This window comes from Streptomyces sulphureus DSM 40104 (assembly GCF_000381025.1).
Taxonomy (GTDB): Bacteria; Actinomycetota; Actinomycetes; order Streptomycetales; family Streptomycetaceae; genus Streptomyces; species Streptomyces sulphureus.
The window spans coordinates 137,695-159,289 of record NZ_KB905824.1 but is presented as its reverse complement, the minus strand read 5'-3'; the positions used below and the strand labels follow the sequence as shown (position 1 = coordinate 159,289).

At 71.3% G+C, this 21,595-nt stretch carries 25 protein-coding genes; 7 read left to right on the top strand and 18 right to left on the bottom strand.

Going from position 1 to position 21,595, the window contains the following annotated elements; all coding sequences use genetic code 11:
• Positions 1–154: 154 nt before the first annotated feature.
• Together rph and F603_RS36335 are read right to left on the bottom strand one after the other, a co-directional pair.
• Positions 155–880, bottom strand: coding sequence for a ribonuclease PH (gene rph, locus F603_RS0127035; RefSeq protein ID WP_019549067.1), 726 nt, complete (start codon positions 878–880; stop codon positions 155–157).
• Positions 881–1,003: 123 nt separating this feature from the next.
• The gene (locus F603_RS36335; RefSeq protein WP_281168913.1) at positions 1,004–1,540 is read right to left on the bottom strand and encodes a PTS sugar transporter subunit IIB; all 537 of its coding nucleotides are present in this window, start codon (positions 1,538–1,540) and stop codon (positions 1,004–1,006) included.
• Here F603_RS36335 and F603_RS0127025 point away from each other — a divergent pair.
• Positions 1,437–2,741: a PTS transporter subunit EIIC gene (locus tag F603_RS0127025; RefSeq protein WP_026328748.1), complete on the top strand. Its 1,305-nt coding sequence runs from the start codon at positions 1,437–1,439 to the stop codon at positions 2,739–2,741. The two genes, F603_RS36335 and F603_RS0127025, sit on opposite strands and share 104 nt — an antisense overlap.
• A gap of 11 nt (positions 2,742–2,752) precedes the next feature.
• Here F603_RS0127025 and F603_RS0127020 read toward each other — a convergent pair whose 3' ends face one another.
• Positions 2,753–3,514, bottom strand: coding sequence for an MBL fold metallo-hydrolase (locus F603_RS0127020; RefSeq protein WP_019549064.1), 762 nt, complete (start codon positions 3,512–3,514; stop codon positions 2,753–2,755).
• 246 nt (positions 3,515–3,760) lie between these two features.
• On the opposite strand from F603_RS0127020, the gene F603_RS0127015 reads away from it, so the two are divergent.
• The gene (locus F603_RS0127015) at positions 3,761–4,198 is read left to right on the top strand and encodes a hypothetical protein (protein ID WP_019549063.1); all 438 of its coding nucleotides are present in this window, start codon (positions 3,761–3,763) and stop codon (positions 4,196–4,198) included.
• A 96-nt stretch (positions 4,199–4,294) separates the two neighbouring features.
• Here F603_RS0127015 and F603_RS0127010 read toward each other — a convergent pair whose 3' ends face one another.
• The 8 genes from F603_RS0127010 to clpS all read right to left on the bottom strand — a co-directional run bounded on the left by F603_RS0127010 (position 4,295) and on the right by clpS (position 10,799).
• Positions 4,295–5,245: a PLP-dependent cysteine synthase family protein gene (locus F603_RS0127010; protein ID WP_019549062.1), complete on the bottom strand. Its 951-nt coding sequence runs from the start codon at positions 5,243–5,245 to the stop codon at positions 4,295–4,297.
• The gene (locus F603_RS0127005; protein ID WP_019549061.1) at positions 5,245–5,541 is read right to left on the bottom strand and encodes a MoaD/ThiS family protein; all 297 of its coding nucleotides are present in this window, start codon (positions 5,539–5,541) and stop codon (positions 5,245–5,247) included. Before F603_RS0127005 ends, F603_RS0127010 begins: the two co-directional genes overlap by 1 nt.
• Before the next feature lie 101 nt (positions 5,542–5,642).
• On the bottom strand, positions 5,643–5,765 hold the full coding sequence (locus F603_RS36330; RefSeq protein WP_272943204.1) for a putative leader peptide: 123 nt from the start codon (positions 5,763–5,765) through the stop codon (positions 5,643–5,645).
• A 90-nt stretch (positions 5,766–5,855) separates the two neighbouring features.
• Positions 5,856–6,284, bottom strand: coding sequence for a M67 family metallopeptidase (locus F603_RS0127000; protein ID WP_019549060.1), 429 nt, complete (start codon positions 6,282–6,284; stop codon positions 5,856–5,858).
• 85 nt (positions 6,285–6,369) lie between these two features.
• Positions 6,370–7,935, bottom strand: coding sequence for an alanine/glycine:cation symporter family protein (locus F603_RS0126995; RefSeq protein WP_019549059.1), 1,566 nt, complete (start codon positions 7,933–7,935; stop codon positions 6,370–6,372).
• 208 nt (positions 7,936–8,143) lie between these two features.
• Positions 8,144–9,598 carry an amino acid permease gene (locus F603_RS0126990; protein ID WP_019549058.1) on the bottom strand — a complete coding sequence of 485 codons (1,455 nt, stop codon included), beginning with the start codon at positions 9,596–9,598 and terminating at the stop codon, positions 8,144–8,146.
• A gap of 254 nt (positions 9,599–9,852) precedes the next feature.
• On the bottom strand, positions 9,853–10,476 hold the full coding sequence (locus F603_RS0126985) for a DUF2017 domain-containing protein (RefSeq protein ID WP_019549057.1): 624 nt from the start codon (positions 10,474–10,476) through the stop codon (positions 9,853–9,855).
• Complete coding sequence (gene clpS, locus F603_RS0126980; protein ID WP_026328747.1) at positions 10,476–10,799, bottom strand: ATP-dependent Clp protease adapter ClpS; 324 nt, start codon at positions 10,797–10,799, stop codon at positions 10,476–10,478. The genes F603_RS0126985 and clpS overlap by 1 nt, the downstream gene beginning before the upstream one ends.
• 214 nt (positions 10,800–11,013) lie before the next feature.
• On the opposite strand from clpS, the gene F603_RS0126975 reads away from it, so the two are divergent.
• Together F603_RS0126975 and F603_RS0126970 are read left to right on the top strand one after the other, a co-directional pair.
• A complete protein-coding gene (locus F603_RS0126975; protein WP_019549056.1) occupies positions 11,014–12,372 on the top strand; it encodes a nicotinate phosphoribosyltransferase in 1,359 nt (452 codons plus the stop codon).
• A 228-nt stretch (positions 12,373–12,600) separates the two neighbouring features.
• Positions 12,601–13,191 (top strand): isochorismatase family protein, encoded by a 591-nt coding sequence (locus F603_RS0126970; protein ID WP_019549055.1) that lies wholly within the window; start codon positions 12,601–12,603, stop codon positions 13,189–13,191.
• An 11-nt stretch (positions 13,192–13,202) separates the two neighbouring features.
• Here F603_RS0126970 and F603_RS33640 read toward each other — a convergent pair whose 3' ends face one another.
• Positions 13,203–13,547 carry a hypothetical protein gene (locus tag F603_RS33640; RefSeq protein ID WP_106431417.1) on the bottom strand — a complete coding sequence of 115 codons (345 nt, stop codon included), beginning with the start codon at positions 13,545–13,547 and terminating at the stop codon, positions 13,203–13,205.
• Positions 13,548–14,832: 1,285 nt separating this feature from the next.
• On the opposite strand from F603_RS33640, the gene F603_RS0126960 reads away from it, so the two are divergent.
• Positions 14,833–15,222 carry a hypothetical protein gene (locus F603_RS0126960; RefSeq protein ID WP_019549053.1) on the top strand — a complete coding sequence of 130 codons (390 nt, stop codon included), beginning with the start codon at positions 14,833–14,835 and terminating at the stop codon, positions 15,220–15,222.
• Positions 15,223–15,335: 113 nt separating this feature from the next.
• Here the strand turns inward: F603_RS0126960 and F603_RS0126955 are convergent, their stop codons facing one another.
• From F603_RS0126955 to F603_RS0126940, 4 genes are all read right to left on the bottom strand, one after another.
• Positions 15,336–15,827: a hypothetical protein gene (locus F603_RS0126955; protein WP_019549052.1), complete on the bottom strand. Its 492-nt coding sequence runs from the start codon at positions 15,825–15,827 to the stop codon at positions 15,336–15,338.
• A 3-nt stretch (positions 15,828–15,830) separates the two neighbouring features.
• The gene (locus tag F603_RS0126950; RefSeq protein WP_019549051.1) at positions 15,831–17,204 is read right to left on the bottom strand and encodes a hypothetical protein; all 1,374 of its coding nucleotides are present in this window, start codon (positions 17,202–17,204) and stop codon (positions 15,831–15,833) included.
• A complete protein-coding gene (locus F603_RS0126945; RefSeq protein WP_158678699.1) occupies positions 17,204–17,659 on the bottom strand; it encodes a hypothetical protein in 456 nt (151 codons plus the stop codon). Before F603_RS0126945 ends, F603_RS0126950 begins: the two co-directional genes overlap by 1 nt.
• Before the next feature lie 75 nt (positions 17,660–17,734).
• A complete protein-coding gene (locus F603_RS0126940; protein ID WP_019549049.1) occupies positions 17,735–18,145 on the bottom strand; it encodes a RidA family protein in 411 nt (136 codons plus the stop codon).
• A gap of 115 nt (positions 18,146–18,260) precedes the next feature.
• On the opposite strand from F603_RS0126940, the gene F603_RS0126935 reads away from it, so the two are divergent.
• Positions 18,261–18,641, top strand: coding sequence for a winged helix-turn-helix transcriptional regulator (locus F603_RS0126935; RefSeq protein ID WP_026328744.1), 381 nt, complete (start codon positions 18,261–18,263; stop codon positions 18,639–18,641).
• Positions 18,642–19,016: 375 nt separating this feature from the next.
• On the opposite strand, the gene F603_RS0126930 is transcribed toward F603_RS0126935, so the two are convergent.
• Complete coding sequence (locus tag F603_RS0126930) at positions 19,017–19,730, bottom strand: SDR family NAD(P)-dependent oxidoreductase (RefSeq protein WP_019549047.1); 714 nt, start codon at positions 19,728–19,730, stop codon at positions 19,017–19,019.
• A 141-nt stretch (positions 19,731–19,871) separates the two neighbouring features.
• Here F603_RS0126930 and F603_RS0126920 point away from each other — a divergent pair, with 141 nt between their 5' ends.
• A complete protein-coding gene (locus F603_RS0126920) occupies positions 19,872–20,504 on the top strand; it encodes a TetR/AcrR family transcriptional regulator (RefSeq protein WP_019549046.1) in 633 nt (210 codons plus the stop codon).
• Positions 20,505–20,582: 78 nt separating this feature from the next.
• On the opposite strand, the gene F603_RS0126915 is transcribed toward F603_RS0126920, so the two are convergent.
• Entirely contained in the window at positions 20,583–21,437 is an 855-nt protein-coding gene (locus tag F603_RS0126915; protein ID WP_019549045.1) for an SDR family oxidoreductase, read from the bottom strand.
• Between the last annotated feature and the right edge of the window lie 158 nt (positions 21,438–21,595).

The following is a 21,595-nucleotide window of genomic DNA, read 5'->3' as shown; positions in this document are numbered from 1 at the left end:
CCGGGGCCGCCGCGCCTGCCGGGGCCCCGCGAGAAAGCTGGACGGACCGCACGGTTCGACCCGCGCGGCCCGTACCAGGTATGACGTTCGAGAAGTCCGCGAAGTTTCCGGGGCGACGAAAAGGTTGCACCCGGCCGGCGAAAGCCGCGCCGGTTCAGTTGCCGAGCACCTGCCGCTGGACACCGTCGAGTTGGGCGCAGCCGGCCGCGGCGAGGTCGAGCAGACCGTCGAGCTCGTCGCGCGAGAACGGCTGCCCCTCGGCCGTCCCCTGCACCTCGACGAAGCGCCCGTCGCCGGTGCAGACGACGTTCATGTCGGTCTCGGCGCGGACGTCCTCCTCGTACTTCAGGTCGAGGAGCGGGGTGCCGTCGACGATGCCGACACTGACGGCGGAGACCGAACCGGTGAGCGGCTGCGCCTTCGCCTTGACGAGCTTCTTCTCCTGGGCCCAGGCGACGGCGTCCGCCATCGCGACGTAGGCGCCCGTGATGGCGGCGGTACGGGTGCCGCCGTCGGCCTGGAGCACGTCGCAGTCGAGGACGACCGTGTTCTCGCCGAGCGCCTTGAAGTCGATCACGGCGCGCAGCGAGCGGCCGACGAGCCGGGAGATCTCGTGGGTGCGCCCGCCGATGCGGCCGCGGACGGACTCCCGGTCGCCCCTGGTGTTGGTGGCACGGGGCAGCATGGCGTACTCGGCCGTGACCCAGCCCTGGCCGCTGCCCTTGCGCCAGCGGGGCACGCCCTCGGTGAGGCTGGCGGTGCAGAGCACCCTGGTGTCGCCGAAGGAGACCAGGACGGACCCCTCGGCGTGCTTGCTCCAGCCGCGTTCGATGGTGACAGCGCGCAGCTGTTCGGCCGTACGGCCGTCGATGCGATCCATGGCCCCGACCCTATCCGCCGCTCGGGGGTCTCCTCGCCGGGGCGAGGGGCGTACGTGGAGATCAGGCCACCGAACGGAACGGACGCTTCCGCGCCGCCCCAACTCCCCCTGCCCGCAAGCGGATCACCGCATGTCCTCGATCTCGTTGGCGACCGGGTCCGCGTCGGTGCCGATCACCACCTGCACTGCCGTGCCCATCTTCACGACGCCGTGGGCGCCGGCGGCCTTGAGCGCCGCCTCGTCGACGAGGGCCGGGTCGTGCACCTCGGTCCGCAGCCGAGTGATGCATCCCTCGACCTCCTCGATGTTCTCCAGCCCGCCGAGCGCCGCCACGATCTTCTCCGCCTTGTTCGCCATCTGCTCCTCCTGGCCTCGACGCCGCTCGCCGGTTCCGTCGGCCGCCGGGTCGAACGCCGGTGCCGTTCCGGGTGTGTTCACGTTAGCCCACGTTCGGCCCACCTTCGCGGGCGTATGACTGCTTGGTGGCGAATGATGACGGTTACTTGGCGGCTCCCGAGAACGTAGCGGGCGGCCGAACGGGGCGAGGAGGTGACAGGTGAGCGCAGAGAGCGCGGCGTCGCCACGGGGCCGATGGGGAAGCGTGGGCTCGCAGTTCTTCCAGGGGCTCCAGAAGATGGGCCGCAGCCTGCAACTGCCCATCGCGGTGCTCCCGGCCGCCGGCATCCTCAACCGGCTCGGGCAGCCCGACCTCTTCGGCGACGAGGGGATCGGCTGGACCAACGTCGCCAAGGTGTTCCTCGGCGCCGGCAGCGCCCTCCTCGACTCCGCGCTCGGCCTCCCGCTCCTGTTCTGCGTCGGCGTCGCGATCGGGATGGCGAAGAAGTCCGACGGCTCGACGGCGCTCGCCGCCGTCGCCGGGTTCCTCGTCTACTACAACATCCTCCAGCAGTTCCCCGAGTGCCCCGGCGGCATGGACTTCTCCGACGGGGCCTGCGTCGCGGGGGACGGCTCCACCGAGCCGGCGACCTTCCAGAACCCGGGCGTCTTCGGCGGCATCGTCATGGGGCTCCTCACCGCCTGGTTCTGGCAGCGGCTCCACCGCGTCAAGCTCGTCGACTGGCTGGGGTTCTTCAACGGCCGGCGGCTCGTGCCGATCGTGATGGCGTTCGTGGCGCTCGGCTTCGCGGTGCTCTGCCAGTGGGTCTGGCCGCCGATCGGGGACGCGCTCACCGACTTCAGCAAGTGGCTGACGAACATGGGCTCCTGGGGCTCCGGGCTCTTCGGCCTCGCCAACCGGGCGCTGATCCCGGTCGGGCTGCACCAGTTCCTGAACACCTTCATGTGGTTCCAGTTCGGTTCCTACGAGAAACCGGACGGCACCGAGGTCCACGGCGACATCAACAGGTTCCTCGCGGGCGACCCGTCGGCGGGGCAGTTCCTCTCCGGCTTCTTCCCGATCATGATGTTCGCGCTGCCTGCCGCGGCCCTCGCGATCACGCACGCCGCACGGCCCGAGCGCCGCAAGGAGGTCGGAGGGCTGATGCTCTCGGTGGCGCTCACCTCGTTCGTCACGGGCGTCACCGAGCCGCTGGAATTCAGCTTCCTCTTCGTCGCACCGCTGCTCTACGGCATCCACGTGGTGCTCACCGGCGCCTCGATGGCGGTCACCTGGGCGCTCGGCGTCCACGACGGGTTCAGCTTCTCCGCCGGGCTCATCGACTACGTCATCAACTGGAGCCTCGCGACGAAACCCTGGCTCATCGTGCCGATCGGACTCGGCTTCGCGGTGATCTACTACACCGTCTTCCGCTTCGTCATCACCAAGTTCGACCTCAAGACGCCCGGACGCGAGCCGGAGGAGACCGCCCCCGAGGACGAGGGGCAGAAATACAGCAAGTGAGCGCCGGACGGTCAGACCTCGTGCACGGCGCCGACCCGCGCGATCTCCACCGGGCCCCGGAAGACACCCTTCGCGTCCCGCGCGTTGATCTGCGGGTCGGTCCACGGCGGGATGTGGGTGAGCAGCAGGCGCTCGACACCGGCGCGGACCGCGGCCTCGCCCGCCTCGCGGCCGTTGAGGTGGAGCCCCGGGATGTGCTCCTTGCCGTCGGTGAACGACGCCTCGCAGAGGAACAGGTGGCTCCCGCTTGCCAGTTCGTCCAGCGCCTCCGAGGGACCCGTGTCCCCCGAGTAGGTGAGGGTGCGCCCCGTCGCGCGGTGCTCGACCCGGTATGCGTACGCCTCCACCGGGTGGTCGACGAGCGCCGCCGTGACCCGGAAAGGACCGGCGTCGAAGACGTGTCCCGAGGCGACGGTCCGGAAGTCGAAGACCTCGCTCATCGAGGAGTCGGAAGGGGTGTCGCCGTACGCGGTGGTGAGCCGCTGCTCGGTGCCCTGCGGCCCGTAGACCGGCATCGGCGAGCAACGGCCGCCGTCGAGGCGGTAGTAGCGGGCGACGAAGTACGCGCACATGTCGACGCAGTGGTCGCTGTGGAGGTGGCTGAGCGCGATGGCGTCGAGGTCGTACAGGCCCGTGTGGCGCTGGAGTTCGCCGAGGGCGCCGTTGCCCAGGTCGAGGAGGAGCTGAAAGCCGTCGGCCTCCACCAGGTAGCTGGAGCAGGCCGATTCGGTCGACGGGAACGAGCCCGAGCAGCCGAGGACGGTGAGCTTCATCGAGCGGGACCTCCGTGGACGACGGTGCGCGGACTTTCGGCGCGCCCTGCCAGTGCCGTCGCCCACGACGACGCTGACGAGGGGCTTTCGAGCGTAAGCCGCCCGGGTCCTCCGCGCTCCTCCGCAGTGCGGCGGTGTGGGCGGAATCACCAGCGCGAGGTACGGGCGGCGCGGCTCCGATCGCGGTCCGTCCGCGCGAGACTGGGCGCGCACACAACGGACCGGCGGGGCCGGGGAGGTGGCGCGGTGGAGAAGGCATGGTGGGTCGCGCTCGGCGTGGTCGTCGCGCTCGCGCTCGTCACGGCCGTGGTCGACGGGCGGGGGAGGCTCGGTGCGCGCCGCAGGCCGCAGCAGCCGGGTACGCCGGCACCCGGCGAGGTGTGGTGGGCCGTCGACGAGCCCTCGCCCGAGCCGCACACGCCGCCCGGCATGCGCCTCTGCCTCGTCCTCCGCGTGCACGGCGGGCGTGCCCGCGTCGCCCGCGTCACGGCCTCCGAGTCGGCTCCCGGCGCGGACGAACTGCCGCTGCCGCCCGCGTCGGTGAGCGCCAGGGACGCGGACGCGGGGACCCCGCGGGTACGCACCGGAGGGCCCGGCGAGGACGTGGAGCTCACGGACCTCAGGCACCGCGCGGGCCGTGTCGACGCCGCGCTGTGGCGGCGGGTCCGGGACGGGCAGGGCTGACCCGGCGCCCAACGGGCCGGCGTTCCGGCGCACTTCGGCCCCGGTCCGCGCCTGGCGGAACCGGGGCCGGTGCTGCGGCCTGGGCAACGTCCTTGCTCAGGCCCAGAGTTGTCCCTGGAGCAGCTCGACGGCCGCCTCGGTGGACTCGGCCGTGTAGACGCCGGTCGAGAGGTACTTCCACCCGCCGTCGGCGACGACGAAGGCGATGTCGGCGTCCTCGCCCTCGCGGAGCGCCCGCTTGCCGACGCCGATCGCGGCGTGCAGCGCGGCGCCCGTCGAGACGCCGGCGAAGACGCCTTCCTGCGCGAGGAGTTCACGCGTCCGAGTGACGGCGTCCTCGGAGGAGACGCTGAAGCGCGTGGTGAGCACGGACTCGTCGTAGAGCTCGGGGACGAACCCCTCGTCGAGGTTGCGGAGCCCGTAGACGAGGTCGTCGTACCGGGGCTCGGCGGCGACGATCCGGACGTCCGGCTTCTGCTCGCGCAGGTACCGGCCCGCGCCCATGAGCGTGCCCGTGGTGCCGAGTCCCGCGACGAAGTGGGTGATCGAGGGGAGGTCGGCGTAAATCTCCGGGCCCGTGCCCGCGTAGTGCGCCCCGGCGTTGTCCTCGTTGCCGTACTGGTAGAGCATCACCCAGTCCGGGTACTCGGCCGCCAGCTCCTTGGCGACGCGCACGGCGGTGTTGGAGCCGCCGGCCGCCGGTGAGGCGACGATCTCCGCGCCCCACATCGCGAGGAGCTGGCGCCGCTCCTCGCTGGTGTTCTCCGGCATCACGCAGACGATCCGGTAGCCCTTGAGCTTCGCCGCCATCGCCAGCGAGATGCCGGTGTTCCCCGAGGTCGGCTCCAGAATCGTGCAACCGGGCGTGAGCCGGCCCGACTTCTCGGCCTGCTCGACCATGTGGAGCGCCGGGCGGTCCTTCACCGAGCCGGTCGGGTTGCGGTCCTCCAGCTTCGCCCAGATCCGCACCGACTCCGAGGGTGAGAGCCGCGGCAGGTGCACGAGCGGGGTGTTCCCCACCGCGGCCAAGGGGGAGTCGTAGCGCATCAGGCGGACGTCTCGGCTTCCGCACTGCCGCCGGCGACCGCGGGCAGGATGGTGACGTTGTCGCCGTCCTTGAGCTCGGTGGAGATGCCGTCGAGGAAGCGGACGTCCTCGTCGTTGAGGTAGACGTTGACGAAGCGGCGCAGCTCACCGCCGTCGACGAGGCGCTCCTCGATGCCGGTGTGCCGGGTCTCCAGGTCGCGGAAGAGCTCGCCGACGGAGGCGCCGGTGCCCTCGACGGCCTTCTGGCCGTCCGTGTAGGTGCGGAGGATGGTCGGGATGCGGACCTCGATGGCCATGATCGTGCTCCTGTGAATGAGGTGGGGTGCGGGCGGCGCAGGCGCCCGGTGCGGCTCGGCACACGGCGGCAGCCCCTCGCCGGCGGGCTGCCCTTCGCGGCTCAGACGGCGGCGCTGCGCGCGGGACAGACGGCGCTGGCGAGGCGGCACAGATCCACGTGCAGGCGGCCTACGAGCAGGCTGCCCGCGGCGTTCTCGAATGCGCTCACACGGTGGACAACCATGGGGTCATCGTATCGATTCCCGTGCCGGCACCCGAGCTGCGTCCCGATGTGCGGACGCGTATGTGGACACCCGCCCGCCGGCGCACGCGGTCAGGCGTACGCCTCGACGAGCCGCACCTCCTCCTCGGTGACCTCGCCCTCCACGATGCGGAAGGACCGGAAGGAGAACGGGCCCTCGTCGTTGCCGCACTCGGCGGTCGAGACGAGAACGTAGTGGGCGCCCGGCTCGTTGGCGTAGGTGATGTCGGTGCGGGACGGGTACGCCTCGGTGGCCGTGTGCGAGTGGTAGATCACCACCGGCTCCTCGTCCCGGTCGTCCATCTCGCGGTAGAGCTTCAGCAGGTCCTGCGAGTCGAACTCGTAAAAGGTGGGCGAGCGCGCGGCGTTGAACATCGGGATGAACCGCTCGGCGCGTCCTTCGCCGGCCGGCCCGGCGACCACGCCGCATGCCTCGTCCGGGTGGTCTTTGCGGGCGTGCGCGACGATGCGGTCGTGCAACTCCTGGGTGAGGGTCAGCATGCGGCCCAGACTAATCGCCGGCTGTTCGGGCGAGGCGGGCGGTCGCGGACCGCCGCCGCGGGGCTCGGGCGGCGGTCCGCTCGCATCAGCCGACCTGCGTCGCCTCCTCCGCACGTGCTTCGTCGCGCTCTATCTCCTCGTCCGAGTCGCCTGCATCCTTGCGCCGGGCGTAGTCGAGCACCTTCCGCAGCTCCCGCTTGACGATCGGCATCAGCAGGTAGAGGCCGGCGATGTTGAAGAGCGCGGCGCCGAAGAGGACGGCGTCGGAGAGGTCGACGAGGGCGCCGAGGGAGAGGAGCGCGCCCGCGATGGTGACGAGGCTGAAGACCACCTTGTAGACGAGGACCGAGGCGCGGTTCTCGCCGAAGAGGAACGACCAGGTCTTCAGGCCGTAGTAGCTCCAGGTGAGCGCGGTGGAGAAGGCGAAGAGCAGCACCGCGACGGTGAGGACGTAGGGGAACCACGGCAGCGCCGTCTCGAAGGCGTCGGAGGTGACCGAGATCCCGGCGCCCGTGCCGGTGTCGACCTCCTCACCGGCCGCGGCCTTGTCGCGCAGGCTCTCGTAGAGCGGCCCGCCGGCGATGACGATGGTGACGGCGGTCATGGTGCAGACGATGACGGTGTCGACGAAGGGTTCGAGCGAGGCGACGAGCCCTTCGGTCGCGGGGCGCTTCGTCTTCACGGCCGCGTGGGCGATCGACGCCGAGCCGATGCCGGCCTCGTTGGACCAGGCGGCCCGCTGGAAGCCGATGATCAGGGCGCCGATCAGGCCGCCGGCGACGCCCTGCGGGTTGAACGCCTCGGTGACGATGGTGACGAGCGCGGACGGGACGGAGCCGATGTTGAAGCCGATCACGACGAGGCAGCCGGCGATGTAGACGAGGGCCATCGCGGGCACGAGGCGGCTGGTGACACGGCCGATCGCCTTCACGCCGCCGAGCAGCACGAGCCCGATGAGCAGCGCGAGGACGACGCCGAAGGCGAGCGAGCCGCCCGAGGAGGCGAAGATGCTGTCCTCCTTGCCCGTCACCGCTGTGAGCTGCTCGAGGGACTGGTTGACCTGGAAGAGGTTGCCCCCGAAGAAGGCGAAGAAGAGGACCATCACGGCGCTGCAGAAGGCGAGCACCTTGCCGAGCCCGGGCAGTCCGCGCTCGGCGAGGCCGTGGGTGAGATAGCGCATGGGGCCGCCGGAGACGGTCCCGTCCTCGTTGATCTTCCGGTACTTCACGCCGAGCGTGCATTCGACGAACTTGGTGGCCATGCCGAGGAATCCGCAGAGGATCATCCAGAACGTCGCACCGGGGCCGCCGATCGAGACGGCGATGGCGACGCCCGCGATGTTGCCGAGGCCGACCGTCCCGGAGACGGCGGAGGTGAGCGCCTGGAAGTGGCTGAGCTCGCCCGGCGCGTCCGGCTGGTCGTACTTGCCCCGCACCAGCCGCAGCGCCAGCGGCATGCGGCGGACCTGCACGAAGCCGAAGTAGCAGGAGAAGACGAGGCCGGCTATGACGAGCCAGGCCACGATCAGCGGCATGCTCGCGCCGAAGACGTTGACCTCGTAGAAGACGAGGTCGTTCAGCAGGGTCGAGACCGGGTCGACGAGATCGTTGATCGTGCTGTCGACTCGGTCGGTCCAGGATTCAGTCGCCATGCATGTCCTTTGGCCGTGCGGACGGTTTTTCCCGCATCGACCGGACGGGCGCGGCGAACCGTAGGCGAGCGGTCAGCCGTTCCTACCACAGGAGAACTCGCAGATCACGACCTTGACAAAGGGCAGGTAGGACTCAACTTCCGTACTGTGCAAGGAAGTAGAGCCGCCTTCTCCGCTCATGTCCGCGCAATCGGGGCGCCGAGCCGCCTCAGGGCCGGGGCTCGTCGAAGATCTCGGGGGCGCGCGACTTGAGCATCCGGTAGGCGGTGACCAGGAGCGCGGCCCAGATCGGCGCCCCGTAGAGGGAGATGCGCGCGTCCGGGTCGACGGCCATCACGGCGAGCGTCAGCCCGATGAAGCCGAGCGCGAACCAGCTCGTGTACGGCGTGCCGGGCGCGCGGAACGGGGAGCGCGGGAGGAGGCCGCGGTCGGAGAGCCGCCGGTAGCGGAGCTGCGCGAGCAGGATCATGATCCAGGCCCACATGCCGGAGATGGTGGCGAAGGAGACCACGTAGTCGAACGCCTTTGAGGGCCACTGGTAGTTGATCCAGACGCCGACGAGCATCAGCGCGACCGAGACCGTCGTCCCCAGCAGCGGGAGGCCGTTGCCGCTGAGCCTGGTGAGGAAGGCCGGGCCCTGCCCGTTGCGCGCCAGGTCCCGCAGCATCCGGCCGGTGGAGTACATCCCCGAGTTGCAGGAGGAGAGCGCCGCGGTGAGCACGACGAAGTTGACGATCCCCGCGCCCGCGGGGAGCCCGATCCGGGCGAAGGCGGCGACGAACGGGCTCGTGCCGGGCTCGAAGGCGGTCCAGGAGACGACGGAGAGGATCACGGTCAGCGCCCCGACGTAGAAGAGGGCGATCCGCCAGGGGACGGTGTTGATCGCCCGCGGCAGGTCCTTCGCCGGCGTCTTCGACTCACCGGCGGTCACGCCGACGAGCTCGACGGCGACGAAGGAGAACATCACGAGCTGGAGCGTCATCAGGGTGCCGCCCACGCCCTTGGGGAAGAAGCCGTCGTGCGACCAGAGTTGGTCGAAGGAGGCGTTGGAGCCGGCGGCGGAGAACCCGAAGGTGATCACGCCGAGGCCGACGAGGATCATCCCGATGATCGCGGTGACCTTGACCATCGAGAACCAGAACTCCATCTCCCCGAAGATCTTCACGGAGATCAGGTTCGCCGCGTAGAGCAGCAGCGTGAAGGCGAGCGCCGATGTCCACTGCGGCAGCCCCGGCCACCAGTAGTGGACGTAGGTGGCCGCGGCGGTCACTTCCGTCATGCCGGTGACGACCCAGAAGAGCCAGTACGTCCAGCCGGTGGCGAAGCCGAAGAAGGGGCCGAGGAACTCCCGCGCGTACTCGGAGAAGGCACCGGACACCGGGCGATACATGAGGAGTTCGCCGAGCGCCCGCATGATGAAGTAGATCACCACGCCGGCGACCGCGTACGCCAGGATGATGCTCGGCCCGGCCCTGTGGATCGTCTTGCCGGCGCCGAGGAAGAGCCCGGTGCCGATGGCGCCGCCGATCGCGATCATCTGGATCTGCCGGCTGCCGAGCCCCCTGCGGTACCCCTCCTCGCCCGACGCGGTCGGGCTGACGCCCCGCGCGGGGCCCGTCGGCTCCTCCGGCGGCGGTGGTTCTTCGACCTGCTCGGAGGTCATATGTGGCCCCGCCTCTCTCCCTCGGCCGGCGCTCGTCCGGCCGGCTCGCGGTCCGGGGGCGCGGCCCACGGCCGTCGGCCGCCATGCGCCCCCGGGCGTGCGCCTGGCTCGCAGACGCAGCCGTACCACCGCCGGGCGCCGGCGAAGCGGCGACCGGCCGCGGGACCACCGGACGGCGGGTGCGGGGCGCCCGGGGCAGCAGCAGCGGAGCCCCGCAACCGGCGTGCGGTGCGGGGCTCTTGGGGCGGAGCGGGTCAGGGGAGGAGGGTCTCGACGAGCGTCTCCTGGAGGCCGCCCAGCCAGAGGAAGGCCATCACCATCGGCTTGCGCGGATCGGAGTCGGGGAGCTGGTAGAGCTCGCCGCTGTCCTCGTCGTCGGTGATCTCCAGGCGGGCGCCGAGCGCCAGCCGCAGGTCGTTGAGGACGCCGAGCCAGACGCGGGAGTCCTCGGGGCCCAGCGTGAGGACGGCGCCGCCCTCGGCCGGTTGCAGCGTGTCGAGGGAGCGGACGACGGTGAGGCCGGCGTCGCGCTTGCCGGCGCGCAGGTCGGTCTCGGTGTAGCGGCGGAACTCGGCGGAGGCCGAGCGCGCCTCGGCCGCCTCGGCCTGTGCCTCCGGCGTCTCCGCCTCCGGTGTCCCGCCGGGGCCTCCGCCGTACGCGTCGGGGAAGAGGCGGGCGAGCGCCGGGTCGGTGGGGGGCTCGCTCGGGCCCTCGGCGAAGAGGGCGTCGAGCGGGTCGGCCTCCTCGCTGCCGGAGTCCGCGTCGCCGGGGCCGATCAGCTCCAGGAGTTGGACGGTGAGGCTGCGGAGGATGGAGATCTCGACTTCGTCGAGCGCGACGGCGGCGCCGTCCGAGGTGGCCTCGAAGTACCCGGCCATCAGCGGTCCTGCTGGAGCGTGGCCCAGAGGCCGTAGCTGTGCATCGCCTGGACGTCCCGCTCCATCTCCTCGCGGCTGCCGGTGGAGACGATCGCCCGGCCCTTGTGGTGCACGTCCATCATCAGTTTCTTGGCCTTGTCCTTCGAATAGCCGAAGTATGCCTGGAAGACGTAGCTCACGTAACTCATCAGGTTCACCGGGTCGTTGTGGACCACGGTGACCCACGGGACGTTCGCCGCGGGGACCTCGGCATGTTCCTCGCCGGTCTCCGGGTTCTCGGTCTCCATCGGCTTCTCGGTCGGCGCGACACTCACGGGGTCCATGCTGCCATCAGCCGCCGTTTGCGGCACAAAGAGCCGGCTCTTCGTCGCCCCGGAGAGGAGCGGCGGCACCCCGCCTTATATCGTCATGCTGACGAAATGAAGGGTATCCTCGGCGCGCCGGCGGCGGGCACCGCCGTCACGCGCACCGAGGCACACCAACAGCGCCGGCCGCCGTACGAAGGGGCCGGCAGATCCGACGCACGAGGTGAGTCCCGTGGACCGACCAGGCGAGGCAGCGCCCGCGCACCAGGACGCGGCAGCGGGGCTGCCGGTCTCCGTGCCCTCCACCGCGCTCTTCACCGACCAGTACGAACTGACCATGGTGCAGGCGGCGTTGGCGGACGGCACCGCGCACCGGCGCTCGGCCTTCGAGGTCTTCACCCGGCGCCTCCCCGGCGGCCGCAGGTACGGCGTGATGGCGGGGAACGGGCGCGTGATCGACGCCGTCGAGAACTTCCGCTTCGACTCCTCGACGCTCCAGTTCCTCCGCGAGGCCCGCGTCGTCGACGAGCCGACGCTGGAGTGGCTCGCCGACTACCGGTTCGGCGGCGACATCGTCGGTTACCCCGAGGGGGAGGTCTACTTCCCCGGCTCGCCCCTGCTCCGCGTGGAGGGCACCTTCGCGGAGTGCGTGCTGCTGGAGACGGTGCTGCTCTCCATCCTCAACCACGACTCCGCCGTCGCCGCCGCCGCGTCGCGGATGGCGCTGGCGGCGCGCGGCCGGACGATGCTGGAGATGGGCGCGAGACGCACCCACGAGCTCGCCGCCGTCGCCGCCTCGCGCGCCGCGTACATCGGCGGCTTCGACACCACCTCCAACCTCGCGGCGGGACACCGGTACGGCATCCCCACCGTCGGCACCTCGGCGCACTCCTTCACCCTCCTCCACGACACCGAGCGCGGCGCGTTCACCGCACAGGTCGAGTCGCTGGGGCGCGGCACCACCCTCCTCGTCGACACCTACGACGTCGCCGAGGCGGTCGGCACAGCGGTCGAAGTCGCGGGGCCCGAACTCGGCGCCGTCCGGATCGACTCGGGGGACCTGCTCCTCCTCGCGCACCGCGTGCGCCAGCAGTTGGACGAGCTCGGCGCCGAGCACACGAAGATCGTCGTCACCAGCGACCTCGACGAGTACGCCATCGCCTCGCTCGGGGCGGCCCCCGTCGACGCGTACGGGGTCGGCACCCAACTCGTCACGGGGAGCGGGCATCCGACGTGCTCGATGGTGTACAAGCTCGTGGCGCGGGCCGACTCGAACGAACCCGGGGCGCCGCTGCGGCCGGTGGCGAAGCGGTCGATGGGCGGGAAGCAGTCGCTCGGGGGCGCCAAGTGGGCCGCGCGGCGGCCCGACGGGGCAGGCGTGGCCGAGGCGGAGGTCGTCGGAACGGGCCCCGTGCCGGACGAGTTGGAGCCGCACCTGGTGCAGCGGGAGTTCTTCAGGGGTGGCGAGGCGGTGGGCCGCGAGGCGCTCTCGGCGGCGCGGGAGCGGCACCGTGCCGCGGTGGCGGGGCTGCCGATGTCGGCGATGCAGCTCTCCCGCGGGGAGCCGGTGCTGCCGACCGAGCACCTCTGAGCCACCGGCGCCCGACTCCCCTGCGTACGGCGGCAGTCGGAGCCCGGCAGTGGGGGCCCGTTCGTCCGGCCGCACCGGCGGGAGGGGGTGCGCGCTGCGCGTTCCGTACGGGTGTCTTACGCTCGAACCCCGTGGACGCGCCGGACGCGTGCGACCGGCCGCCGCCGTCCCCGGCGACCCGGTCAGGATCAGGCCGGGCGCCACCGCTCCGGCCGAAGGGTGTGGACCATGCACCGGGCACTGATCGTCGTCGACGTGCAGAACGACTTCTGCGAGGGCGGCAGCATGGGCGTCGCGGGCGGGGCCGATGTCGCCGCCGCCATCACGGAGTTGGTGGGCGACGCCTCCGCCGGCTACCGGCACACCGTCGCCACGCGCGACCACCACGTCGACCCCGGCGGCCACTTCTCGGCGCACCCGGACTTCGTCGACTCGTGGCCGGCACACTGCGTCGCGGGCACCGAAGGGGTGGGGTTCCACCCGAACTTCGCCCCCGCGGTCGCCGGCGGGGCGATCGAGGCCGTCTTCGACAAGGGGAAGTACACCGCCGCCTACAGCGGGTTCGAGGGCGCGGACGAGAACGGGCTGCCGCTCGCCGAGTGGCTGCGGCAGCGCGACGTCGCCGAAGTGGACATCGTCGGCATCGCCACCGACCACTGCGTACGGGCCACCGCGCTCGACGCGGAGCGCGAGGGCTTCCGCACGCAGGTCCTCCTCGATCTCACGGCTGGCGTGGCCGCCGAGACGACCGAGCAGGCGCTGGAGGAGCTGCGGAAGGCGGGCGTCGAGCTGCTCGGCGCCCCCGTCGTGCGCAACTGAGGCTGCGCCCGTCAGGCCGTGCCGACGCGGAGGAGCGAGGCGATGGGGTGCCAGGGCTCGGCCTTGTCCTCGGGGACGGCGCGCCAGACGAGGCCCTCGGGGTGGTGGAGCACGGCGGTGACCTCGTCGGCCGTGGGCGGCTCAGCGTTGCCGTTGAGGTAGACGGCGCGCAGGCCGAGGTTGCGGAGGCGTGTGAGGGCGCGTGCGCGGTTCCCCGAGTGGACGAGGACGCGGACGCGGGGCTCGTCGCCGTGGCGGCGAGGGGCGGCCGCACGGACGGTGTGCGGCTCGTCGGCCGCCGCCGACCAGCGGCGCATCCCGGCCTCCTCGACTATCTCCAGTCGCCTTCTCTGCACGGAGCGTGACACCCGCGGGGGCGACTCGCTCCTGGGTGCGGCGCCCGCCGGTCGGGGCCGCGGAAGGGTCAGCGCAACGATCACGCTGCCGTCGGGCAGCCTGACGAATCCGCCTCCTGACATGATCAACATCTCCCCCGTGAGACTCGGCTTCGGTGGACCTAGTAAGGCATCTAAACGCGATTGAGCGCTGACCGCCAGGGGGGTAACGCCCGATCATGTTTTGACCTGCAACGATGCAAATCAATCTGTTGCGCTCGTCACCCGCGCTCGGCATCCTCCTTGATCAACTCGGGGTGTGCGTAGTCGAATAGGCACGCTTTGTCAGGTATCCCCGGATCGTCGGGTTGCCCACCCTTCGCCAGCGAGGGGTCACAATGCGCCGATCTGCCGCGCCATCCGCCGGTACACCCCCGCCCACCCTTTCTGCTCCCACCTGTATACGTTGCGTGACGACGCCGGAGGCGCGCCGGGGAGGCGACCGCCCGTTCTCGGCGCTCAAGCGAGGGGGCCGCTCCCCCGCGGCCGTGTCGCCCGCCCCTTCGGCTTTCCGGCCGACGGAATGCGCTTGAGCCGTGCGCATGCCAACTACGCGCGTTGCAGCCGCAGTTGGCGGCGTGACCGCGGAACCACACCGCGTCGCAGCGCCCTTCGGTGCGACACCGAGCCCCAGGCTCCACGTCGTACCGCACCGATGACGACCGACGCCCCGTCAGATTACAGTTGCGAACACCATGCGCCGCCGCGGAGGCGGATGCCCGGAGCGGCGGCAGAGGTTGGAGGAAAGCCGGCCCCAAGTCCGGTGCCGACGACGAGAGATGGACCCCTCACCGGGCCGGTGGCGGGGAGGCCGGTCAGGCCGTACGTAGGCAGCGGACGCCCCTACGCCGGAGTGCGTATCCGCGTCCGCACGCGGGTCGCCGGCGTCCCCGTCCAATGCCGCCCGGGCGCGTGGGGAAACACCGGACCGCGCGCGGGGCGGACGTGCAACGGCACGCCGTGCCAAGGGACTTGGGGGGTCGGTGGCACCGTGCGCCGGTGCGCCCCCCGTGCAACAGGCGCGTGCCACAGGTCACGCTTACCGCGGTATCGGCCCGGGCATCTCGGCCCTAGAGTCGTTCGCAGGCGCTCCGCTCCACCCGGGGGCCTGCATCCGCCGGCGGGAGCCCGTGCCGCCGACGGCCGGTGTTCCAGCCGGTAGTTCGTCCGCAGGCCCGCACCGTCCGCCGGAGCAGCCCGACCGGCTGCCAACCCCGAGACCGACACCCGAGGAGCGGAATCCGCCATGCCGCGTCCGATCCCCGCACAGCTCGCCTACGGTTCCGCCACAGTCGTCTGCACCACGCTCGCCATGCTGTGGCTGACACAGACCCGCTCGGGCACAGGGACCGCGGTGATCGCCGTCGTGGGCCTCCTGTTGGGCCTCGCAGTCGCCGTCGCCCTCCCCTACGTGCGTGCGGCACTCGCCTCCCGCGCCGCCGCGCGCACCGCACCCACCAGCGGTGCAGATATCGCACAGAGCGGTACGGGCCGCGAGCCGGCCCGTACCGCGGCGTTCTCCGACGGCTCGGACGCCGCCGACGCGCCGCCCGTCGAGAAGCCGGCCGAGCCCGTACGCGGCCACCTCACGCACACCCACCGGGCCCCGCGCCCCGAGTACTCACTGCGGCGCTGAACGCCCCCCCGTCGTAAGGCACTTGAAAACCACAGTTCCGGCTGGCAGCGGAGTTGCCAGCCGGAACTGGACGTTTTGGAAGGCAAGTTGGACGGCGGGGCTGTGAAAACCGCTCACGCTGGCGGCAGTTCGCGGTGAGGCGTCCCGAACGGTCTCAGTACGACGCCGCCGAGCGCCTCGGCGATGTCCGAGGCGAACCGCGCCCGATGCACGCGGACCTTCCAGTTGCCGGCCACGACGAGGGTGTGGAAGTAGGGACGGGCGCGGCTGTTGGCCACCATGGTGCCCAGGTCCCGGTCGCGGTCGAAGCCGCGGCGCGCGGCGACGTAGATGTCGAGCCCGACCTCCCGGCCGTCGACGGTCGCCTCGCACGCCACCAGCTGACCGAGGCGCTGCCCACGCGAGTCGCGCGGAAGCTCCTTGCACGGGATGCCGCGCGCGTCGAGCCGCGCGACGACGGCGGGCGCCGAGTCGTAGGACGGAGCCCGCGGCACGCCCTCGGGAAGCGGCACGGGCGGGCGCGGGCCCTCGCGGTGGAAGAGCGCGTAGCCGACCGGCGCGAGGACCACGAGGACCAGCCCCACGACGAGAGCGAGTCGGCGCACGTGTCAGTCACCTTCCGGCGGGGTCGGCGGCGGGTTGGCGCTGGGGGACGGCGTCGGCTCGGGCTCCCACCTGTCGGTGCCGGTGTCCGTGCCGGTGCCCATGCTGATGCCGTCTCCGTAGATCGGTTCGAGGTAGACGTACTGCCCGTCGGGCGTCTGGCTCTCCAACTGCTCCATGGCCTCCAGCCGTTCGGCCTCCGTGAGGTGCTCCCACGCCATGGCGTCGTCGAGCCGCGGTGAGATGCGGTCCCAGTTCTCGCCGCGGGTTCTGATGTCCCCGCCGCGCGGCTCCGATTCGTCGCCGTACTGCTCGTTCAGCTCGCGGACGTCCGGGGTGTCGGCCGCGTAGAGGAGGAAGAGGTCCTTGTCCGTCCTGGCACCGTACTCGCTCTGCTCCCGCAGATCGCTGTAGTGGTACGCGCTGAGCCGGATCGCCTCGTTCGGGTTCTCTTCGATGTACTTGGCGAGTTGGGAGTCGTCCATCTCGCTGAGCCTGTTGTTCTCGGTGTCGAGGAAGGCGTCGGGGTGGTTCTCCATCACGGTGCGGGCCGTGTCCGGCTTGATGTGCGTGATGCCGAGCGACTTGTCCGGCTTGATCGTCTGCGAGAGCAGCCAGTTGAACGGCCGGCCGAAGAAGGAGGCGGGGCCGTTCGGCGACCCGTCGATGTGCTGGTACCACTGCTGCTCCTGCCAGAGCGTGGCGAGCAGCAGCTTCTTCGAGACCCCCGTCTCCCTGGCTGCCTGCTCGACCGCGGCGAGTTGCGACGACGAGACGTTGATCGAGTGGTCGCCCCCGCCCGCGTTCTGGAGCCGCAGCGCGACGGCGAGCGGGCTGTCCTGGCGGAGGGCTTCCCTCGCCAGCGCCGGGTCCGTGATATCGGTCATCGCGCCGAGGAGGCGCAGGGCAGCGGTGGCCGTCCGGTCCGCCTCCGTGGCCTTGGTGAGCGCGTCGCCGATCGCCTCGGCGGCGTGGTCGAGCGGGCCGAAGTGGCTGTCGTCGCCCGGCGCCGTCATGATCGGGGTGGCCAGTTGGACGCGGCCGCTGTCGTCGACGACGAGGTCGTGCGAGTCGGCGTAGGAGAGGCCCCCGACGAGGTCGGCCTTGGCCGTCTCGACCGCGTCGGCGAGGTCATCGTAGGTGCGGACGAGTTTCTTGAGGACCAGTTTGGCGGCCTCGAAGTCTTCTGCGTGCTGGACGAACCTCCTGCGTGCCGCCTCGCCCGTGTCCCCGGCCCAGCACTGCAGGAGCGTCGCGGCGACCTCCTCCTCCGCCAGCGCCGACATGCTGCCGCAGCGCCTCGCCGCCGCGAGGGCGTCCTCCGCGGCGTCCCGCCACTTCTGCGGCTCCGCCTCCTTCAACTCCGGCACCGAGACCATCAGGCGTTCTCCAACCACTCGGCGCCGCTGCGGAGTTGGTCGGCGACCGAGCGGTCCCCGCCGATCTGCTCGTCCATCGCGCCGTTGAGTCCGTCGGCAGCGTCCGCGACGAGGCTGCTGAGGCCGCGGAGGCGGCCCTGCCAGGCGTCGACGCAGTCGTTGCTCACCGGACCGCACTCCCAGCCGGGGTGCGCCCGGCCCGCCGCCTCGGCGTCGGCGAGCTTGTTGCTGTCGCCGCTCTCACTGTTCTCGGTGTGGGTGCGGTTCGCGATGCGCCGGACGGGGGCGGCGTCCAACCCGAGGTTCTGGGCACCGGGCATCCGCCCTGGTGCCGGGCTGGTGCCGACCCCCGCCAGCCTGGTCCCCGTCTGCAACCGTTCCTGCGCCGCGGCCTTGAGATCGGCCCATTCCTCTTCGAACGACACGATGCTGTCCCCCTCAACACCAATTGCCATTTGTGGAGTGAAACGCCGTTTCGGGGGTGGCGGTTCCCTTGTGCGCCGCCCAACTTCCGTTGTGCTACGGGTAGTTCACTCCACGACCGCGGTGACCTCGACCTCGACGAGATGGTCGGGGACGTCCAGCGCGACGACGCCGATCAGCGTGGCGGGCGGCACAGGGCGGGTCCCCAGCCTGGCGGCGGCGCGTGCGACGCCCTCCTCGAAGCGGGGCATCCGGTCGGAAGTCCAGCCCCCGGCCACGTAGACCCGCAGCCTGACGACGTCGTCGAACGTGGCGCCGGCCGCCGCAAGGGCCGTACCGGCGTTGACGTAGCACTGCTCGACCTGAGAGGCGAGGTCGCCTCCGCCGATCGTGTTGCCCTCCTCGTCCCAAGAGACCTGCCCCGCAACGGAGATGAGCTTGGAGCCGGTGGCGACGGACACCTGTCGGTAGAGGTCGATCCGCGGCAGACCTGCGGGCTGGAGATAAGTGACGGCCATGCGTTGCCTCCTTGCACGGGCCCGCGTACGGGCCGCTCTCTTGTGGTTACCGGGGAACCGTAGGAGAGTCGTCGCTGACGTGGAAGAACGCACTTTTGAGTGAGTGGGGAACCTCTTGGTGACCAAACAGTTCAGCGGCTCGCCCGACGAGGCGGACCTGCGGCGCGCGGACACGCTCGCCCGCGAGATCTTCTCGGACGTCGCCAATAAGTGGGCGCTGCTGATCATCGAGGCGCTCGGTGAACACACGCTGCGCTTCAGCGAGTTGCGGAGGAAGGTCGAGGGCGTCAGCCACAAGATGCTCACCCAGAACCTGCGCATGCTGGAGCGAAACGGCCTCGTCGAGCGGACGGTGCACCCCGTCGTGCCGCCGCGGGTCGAGTACACCCTCACCGAACCGGGCCGCGCCCTGCTGGCGACCGTCGACGGCATCTGCGCCTGGACCCATCGGTACCTGGGCGACATCGAAAGCTCCCGCCGCCGCTTCGGCGCCTGACCCGACGACCGGTTCCCTCGCACGAACGCCGTGCGAGCTCGCGCGACGGCCTCCCCGCCGGACGACGCGCCCGTACTCCCCCTGCTCCGCCGGCAGTTCGGCCTGGCCCGGCACGGGGAGCCCCGCCGTCGAGTGGCTGACCGGCCTGCGCGCCGACTGGCTGGCGGCGCTGGAGGGCCTCTCCGCCGGGGAGTTGGCCGCCGTCGCACCGTCCCCCTGGCAGCACGGCCCCGGGCACACCGTCGCGCACATGGTCGCCCGGTGAACGCCGAGCCGAGGAGGCACGGCCGACCCCGGCTCCAGCGCGCCGACGGTACGGAGGCGCGCGGCACGGCGACGCAGCCGCCGAGCGCAACCGCCCGATCGGGAAGCGCGCTACCCGGCCTGCGGGTGGACCCGCTCGACCTCATCGCGCCCGGTGTACATCTCCCAGTACTGCTCGGCGAGTTCGTCCGGGTCGACGACCGGGAACTCCGCGAGCGACTCCAGCTCCTCCGCGGCGACCGTCTCGCTCGCCTCGCTGCGGGCGATCATCGCGCCCACGGAGAGGGTCCCGGCGTAGATGCCGGCGTCGGCCAACTCGCCGTTGAGGGAGTGGAGATAGTTGCGCGCCGCGGCCGCGACAGGGCCCAGGCCGCTGAGCCCGGGCCGTGGGTGGATCGCCGTGACACCTGTGGTCATGAGGAAGGCGCCGTCGCCCCGCTCCGTCCACTCCGGCAGCACGGCACGGACAACCTCGACAGGCGTGAGCAGGAAGAGCGGGAGGCTCTTCTCCAGTACGGCGGCGTCGACCCGGGCGGCCGGGGTGAAGGAGTGCTCGCCGCCGAGCGGTCCGTACTCGACCACGTCGATGCGACCGAAGCGGTCGCGGATGCGCGCGACCAGCTCCGGCACCTCGGCGGTCCTGGACAGGTCGGCGGTGAAGCCGGCCGCCTCCACGCCGTCTCCCCCGAGCTCCTCGACGAGGGCGTCCAAGCGCTCCTTGCGCCGCGCCACCAGGGCGACGCGGAAACCCTCGCGGCCGAAGCGGCGGGCGACGGAGGCACCGAGGCCGGTACCGGCGCCGAAGACGGCGATCACTTGGGACATGGGTGCTCCTTGCTTCCAGTATCTTTACCCTAGGGTCAACTTACGACGACGGTAGCACCAAAGTCGACCCCGGAGTCAACTTCCGTCGGCGCGACCGTGCGACGATGGGGACGCCCAGCCACGACCAGGAGGAACGAGCGGATGCGGGCCGATGCGCGACGGAACGCGGAGAAGCTGCGGGCGGCCGCCGCCGAGCTCTTCCAGGAGCGCGGCCTCGACGTCCCGCTGAAGGAGATCGCCCGGCGGGCCGGCGTGAGCCACGGCACGCTCTACAACCTCTTCGGCAGCCGCGAGGCCCTCATCGACGAGGTGGTGACCGATCTGGCGGCGGACCGCCTCGACGAGGTCGCCAGGGAAGCCCTCTCCTTGGACGACGCCTGGGAGGCGTTCGCCTACTACGTCGAGAAGCTCTGCGAACTCCAGGCCACCGACCCGGCCGTCGCCGACGTGGTCAGCGGCCGCTATCCGGGCGCCGAGCGCCTCATGAGCGTCTGCGGCCAGTCCATGGACGCGGCCGAGCGGCTCGTCGAGCAGGCCAGGGCGGCCGGCGTCCTGCGCCCCGACTTCACCAGCGCCGACCTCGTCCTCACCTTCGGCGCCCACGCCCTCCTCGCCCGCGCCCTCGCCGACACCGCCCCGGACGCCTGGCGCCGCGGGGTCGCCTTCCTCCTCGACGGGCTCCGCGCCGAGTCCGCGCAACAGCCGCTGCCCGCCGACGCGTTGACCCAGCAGCAGGTACAGGACGTCATGGGGAGCCTCGCCGGAAAAGGGTAGGGCGCAGCCGCACGCCAGACATGTCCGGCCGGTCGTGCCGTGCGGCTCGGCTCGGGGACCCAGGGGGTCCGAGTCGTCTCAGCTTCCGGCGGATTCGGCCGGTGTGCCGGGGCTGATGTCGTACGCCTTCTGCACCAGGTCGGGGCGGCGTCCGTCGTTGAGTCGCCGATCCCACAGGGCGTCTACCTGCTCACGGGCCTGCGGTTCCATCTCGGTGGGGAGCAGGTGCCGGTAGCGGTGGTCTTCGCCCAGCAGCACCTCGACGGTCCGCCTGTAGACCGGTTCGGGGTCGAACTGCTCGTGCGGGAAGGCGAGTTGGCCATAGTCGTAGAGGCGGTCGGCCGGGTTGTCGCGCCATTCCTTCCACGTCTCGAACATGGTGTCGTTGAACCCGGTGAGGAAGGGGCCCGGGTTGATCGTCGCCACCGTGACACCGAACTCCGCCAGCTCTTGGTCCAGCGCGTCCGCGAACGCCTCCACCGCATGCTTGGAGCCCGCGTAGGCGCCGGTGAACGGGTCGACGGTGAGGCCGGCGACCGAGGACATGAAGACGATGCGGCCGCTGCGACGGGCCGCCATCTGCCGAGCGATCCCCTGCGTGAGCAGAACCGGCCCGAAGACGTTCACCTCGAACTGCCGCCGCAACCGCTCCTCGGGGATGTCCGCGGTGGCACCGCCCTCGGAGACCCCGGCGTTGTTCAGCAGGACCTCCACGTGCCAACTCGGGGCGCGCTCGCGGTCGCCCGGGTCGGTCACGTCCAACTTCTCGACGCGCAGCGCGACGCCCCGCTCCCGGGCCTCGGCGCGGACCGTACTGACCTGGGCGATGATCTCCACGCCCGCGATCACCTCGTGTCCGGCCGCGGCGAGCCGCAGCGCGACCTCCTTGCCGAATCCGCTGCCCGCACCGGTGATGAGAATCGGTCCCGCCATGTCCTCGCACCCTTCGCTGCTGGTGTCCGGTTCTTTCTGCCCGCGGGCGTCCTCGGCCCGGTGCCGATGCGGCTACCAGGACGCGGCGCCGTCCTGCTGACGCGAGCCACTCGCCCCGCCGTCGGCCATGAGCGGCACGCCGCCCGCGAAGACCGGCG

Excerpts from the sequence above, each read along its gene's own strand:
- clpS (WP_026328747.1), bottom strand. The coding sequence starts at position 10,799 with ATGGACCCCGTGAGTGTCGCGCCGACCGAGAAGCCGATGGAGACCGAG.
- F603_RS0126940 (WP_019549049.1), bottom strand. The coding sequence starts at position 18,145 with ATGGCCGTCACTTATCTCCAGCCCGCAGGTCTGCCGCGGATCGACCTC.
- F603_RS0126970 (WP_019549055.1), top strand. The coding sequence starts at position 12,601 with ATGCACCGGGCACTGATCGTCGTCGACGTGCAGAACGACTTCTGCGAG.
- F603_RS36335 (WP_281168913.1), bottom strand. The coding sequence starts at position 1,540 with ATGGGCAGTTGCAGGCTGCGGCCCATCTTCTGGAGCCCCTGGAAGAAC.
- F603_RS0126995 (WP_019549059.1), bottom strand. The coding sequence starts at position 7,935 with ATGGCGACTGAATCCTGGACCGACCGAGTCGACAGCACGATCAACGAT.
- F603_RS0126915 (WP_019549045.1), bottom strand. The coding sequence starts at position 21,437 with ATGGCGGGACCGATTCTCATCACCGGTGCGGGCAGCGGATTCGGCAAG.
- rph (WP_019549067.1), bottom strand. The coding sequence starts at position 880 with ATGGATCGCATCGACGGCCGTACGGCCGAACAGCTGCGCGCTGTCACC.
- F603_RS0127005 (WP_019549061.1), bottom strand. The coding sequence starts at position 5,541 with ATGGCCATCGAGGTCCGCATCCCGACCATCCTCCGCACCTACACGGAC.
- F603_RS0126950 (WP_019549051.1), bottom strand. The coding sequence starts at position 17,204 with ATGGTCTCGGTGCCGGAGTTGAAGGAGGCGGAGCCGCAGAAGTGGCGG.
- F603_RS36330 (WP_272943204.1), bottom strand. The coding sequence starts at position 5,765 with ATGGTTGTCCACCGTGTGAGCGCATTCGAGAACGCCGCGGGCAGCCTG.
- F603_RS0126930 (WP_019549047.1), bottom strand. The coding sequence starts at position 19,730 with ATGTCCCAAGTGATCGCCGTCTTCGGCGCCGGTACCGGCCTCGGTGCC.
- F603_RS0126960 (WP_019549053.1), top strand. The coding sequence starts at position 14,833 with ATGCCGCGTCCGATCCCCGCACAGCTCGCCTACGGTTCCGCCACAGTC.
- F603_RS0126990 (WP_019549058.1), bottom strand. The coding sequence starts at position 9,598 with ATGACCTCCGAGCAGGTCGAAGAACCACCGCCGCCGGAGGAGCCGACG.
- F603_RS0127020 (WP_019549064.1), bottom strand. The coding sequence starts at position 3,514 with ATGAAGCTCACCGTCCTCGGCTGCTCGGGCTCGTTCCCGTCGACCGAA.
- F603_RS0126945 (WP_158678699.1), bottom strand. The coding sequence starts at position 17,659 with ATGGCAATTGGTGTTGAGGGGGACAGCATCGTGTCGTTCGAAGAGGAA.
- F603_RS0127010 (WP_019549062.1), bottom strand. The coding sequence starts at position 5,245 with ATGCGCTACGACTCCCCCTTGGCCGCGGTGGGGAACACCCCGCTCGTG.
- F603_RS0126920 (WP_019549046.1), top strand. The coding sequence starts at position 19,872 with ATGCGGGCCGATGCGCGACGGAACGCGGAGAAGCTGCGGGCGGCCGCC.
- F603_RS0127000 (WP_019549060.1), bottom strand. The coding sequence starts at position 6,284 with ATGCTGACCCTCACCCAGGAGTTGCACGACCGCATCGTCGCGCACGCC.
- F603_RS0126985 (WP_019549057.1), bottom strand. The coding sequence starts at position 10,476 with ATGGCCGGGTACTTCGAGGCCACCTCGGACGGCGCCGCCGTCGCGCTC.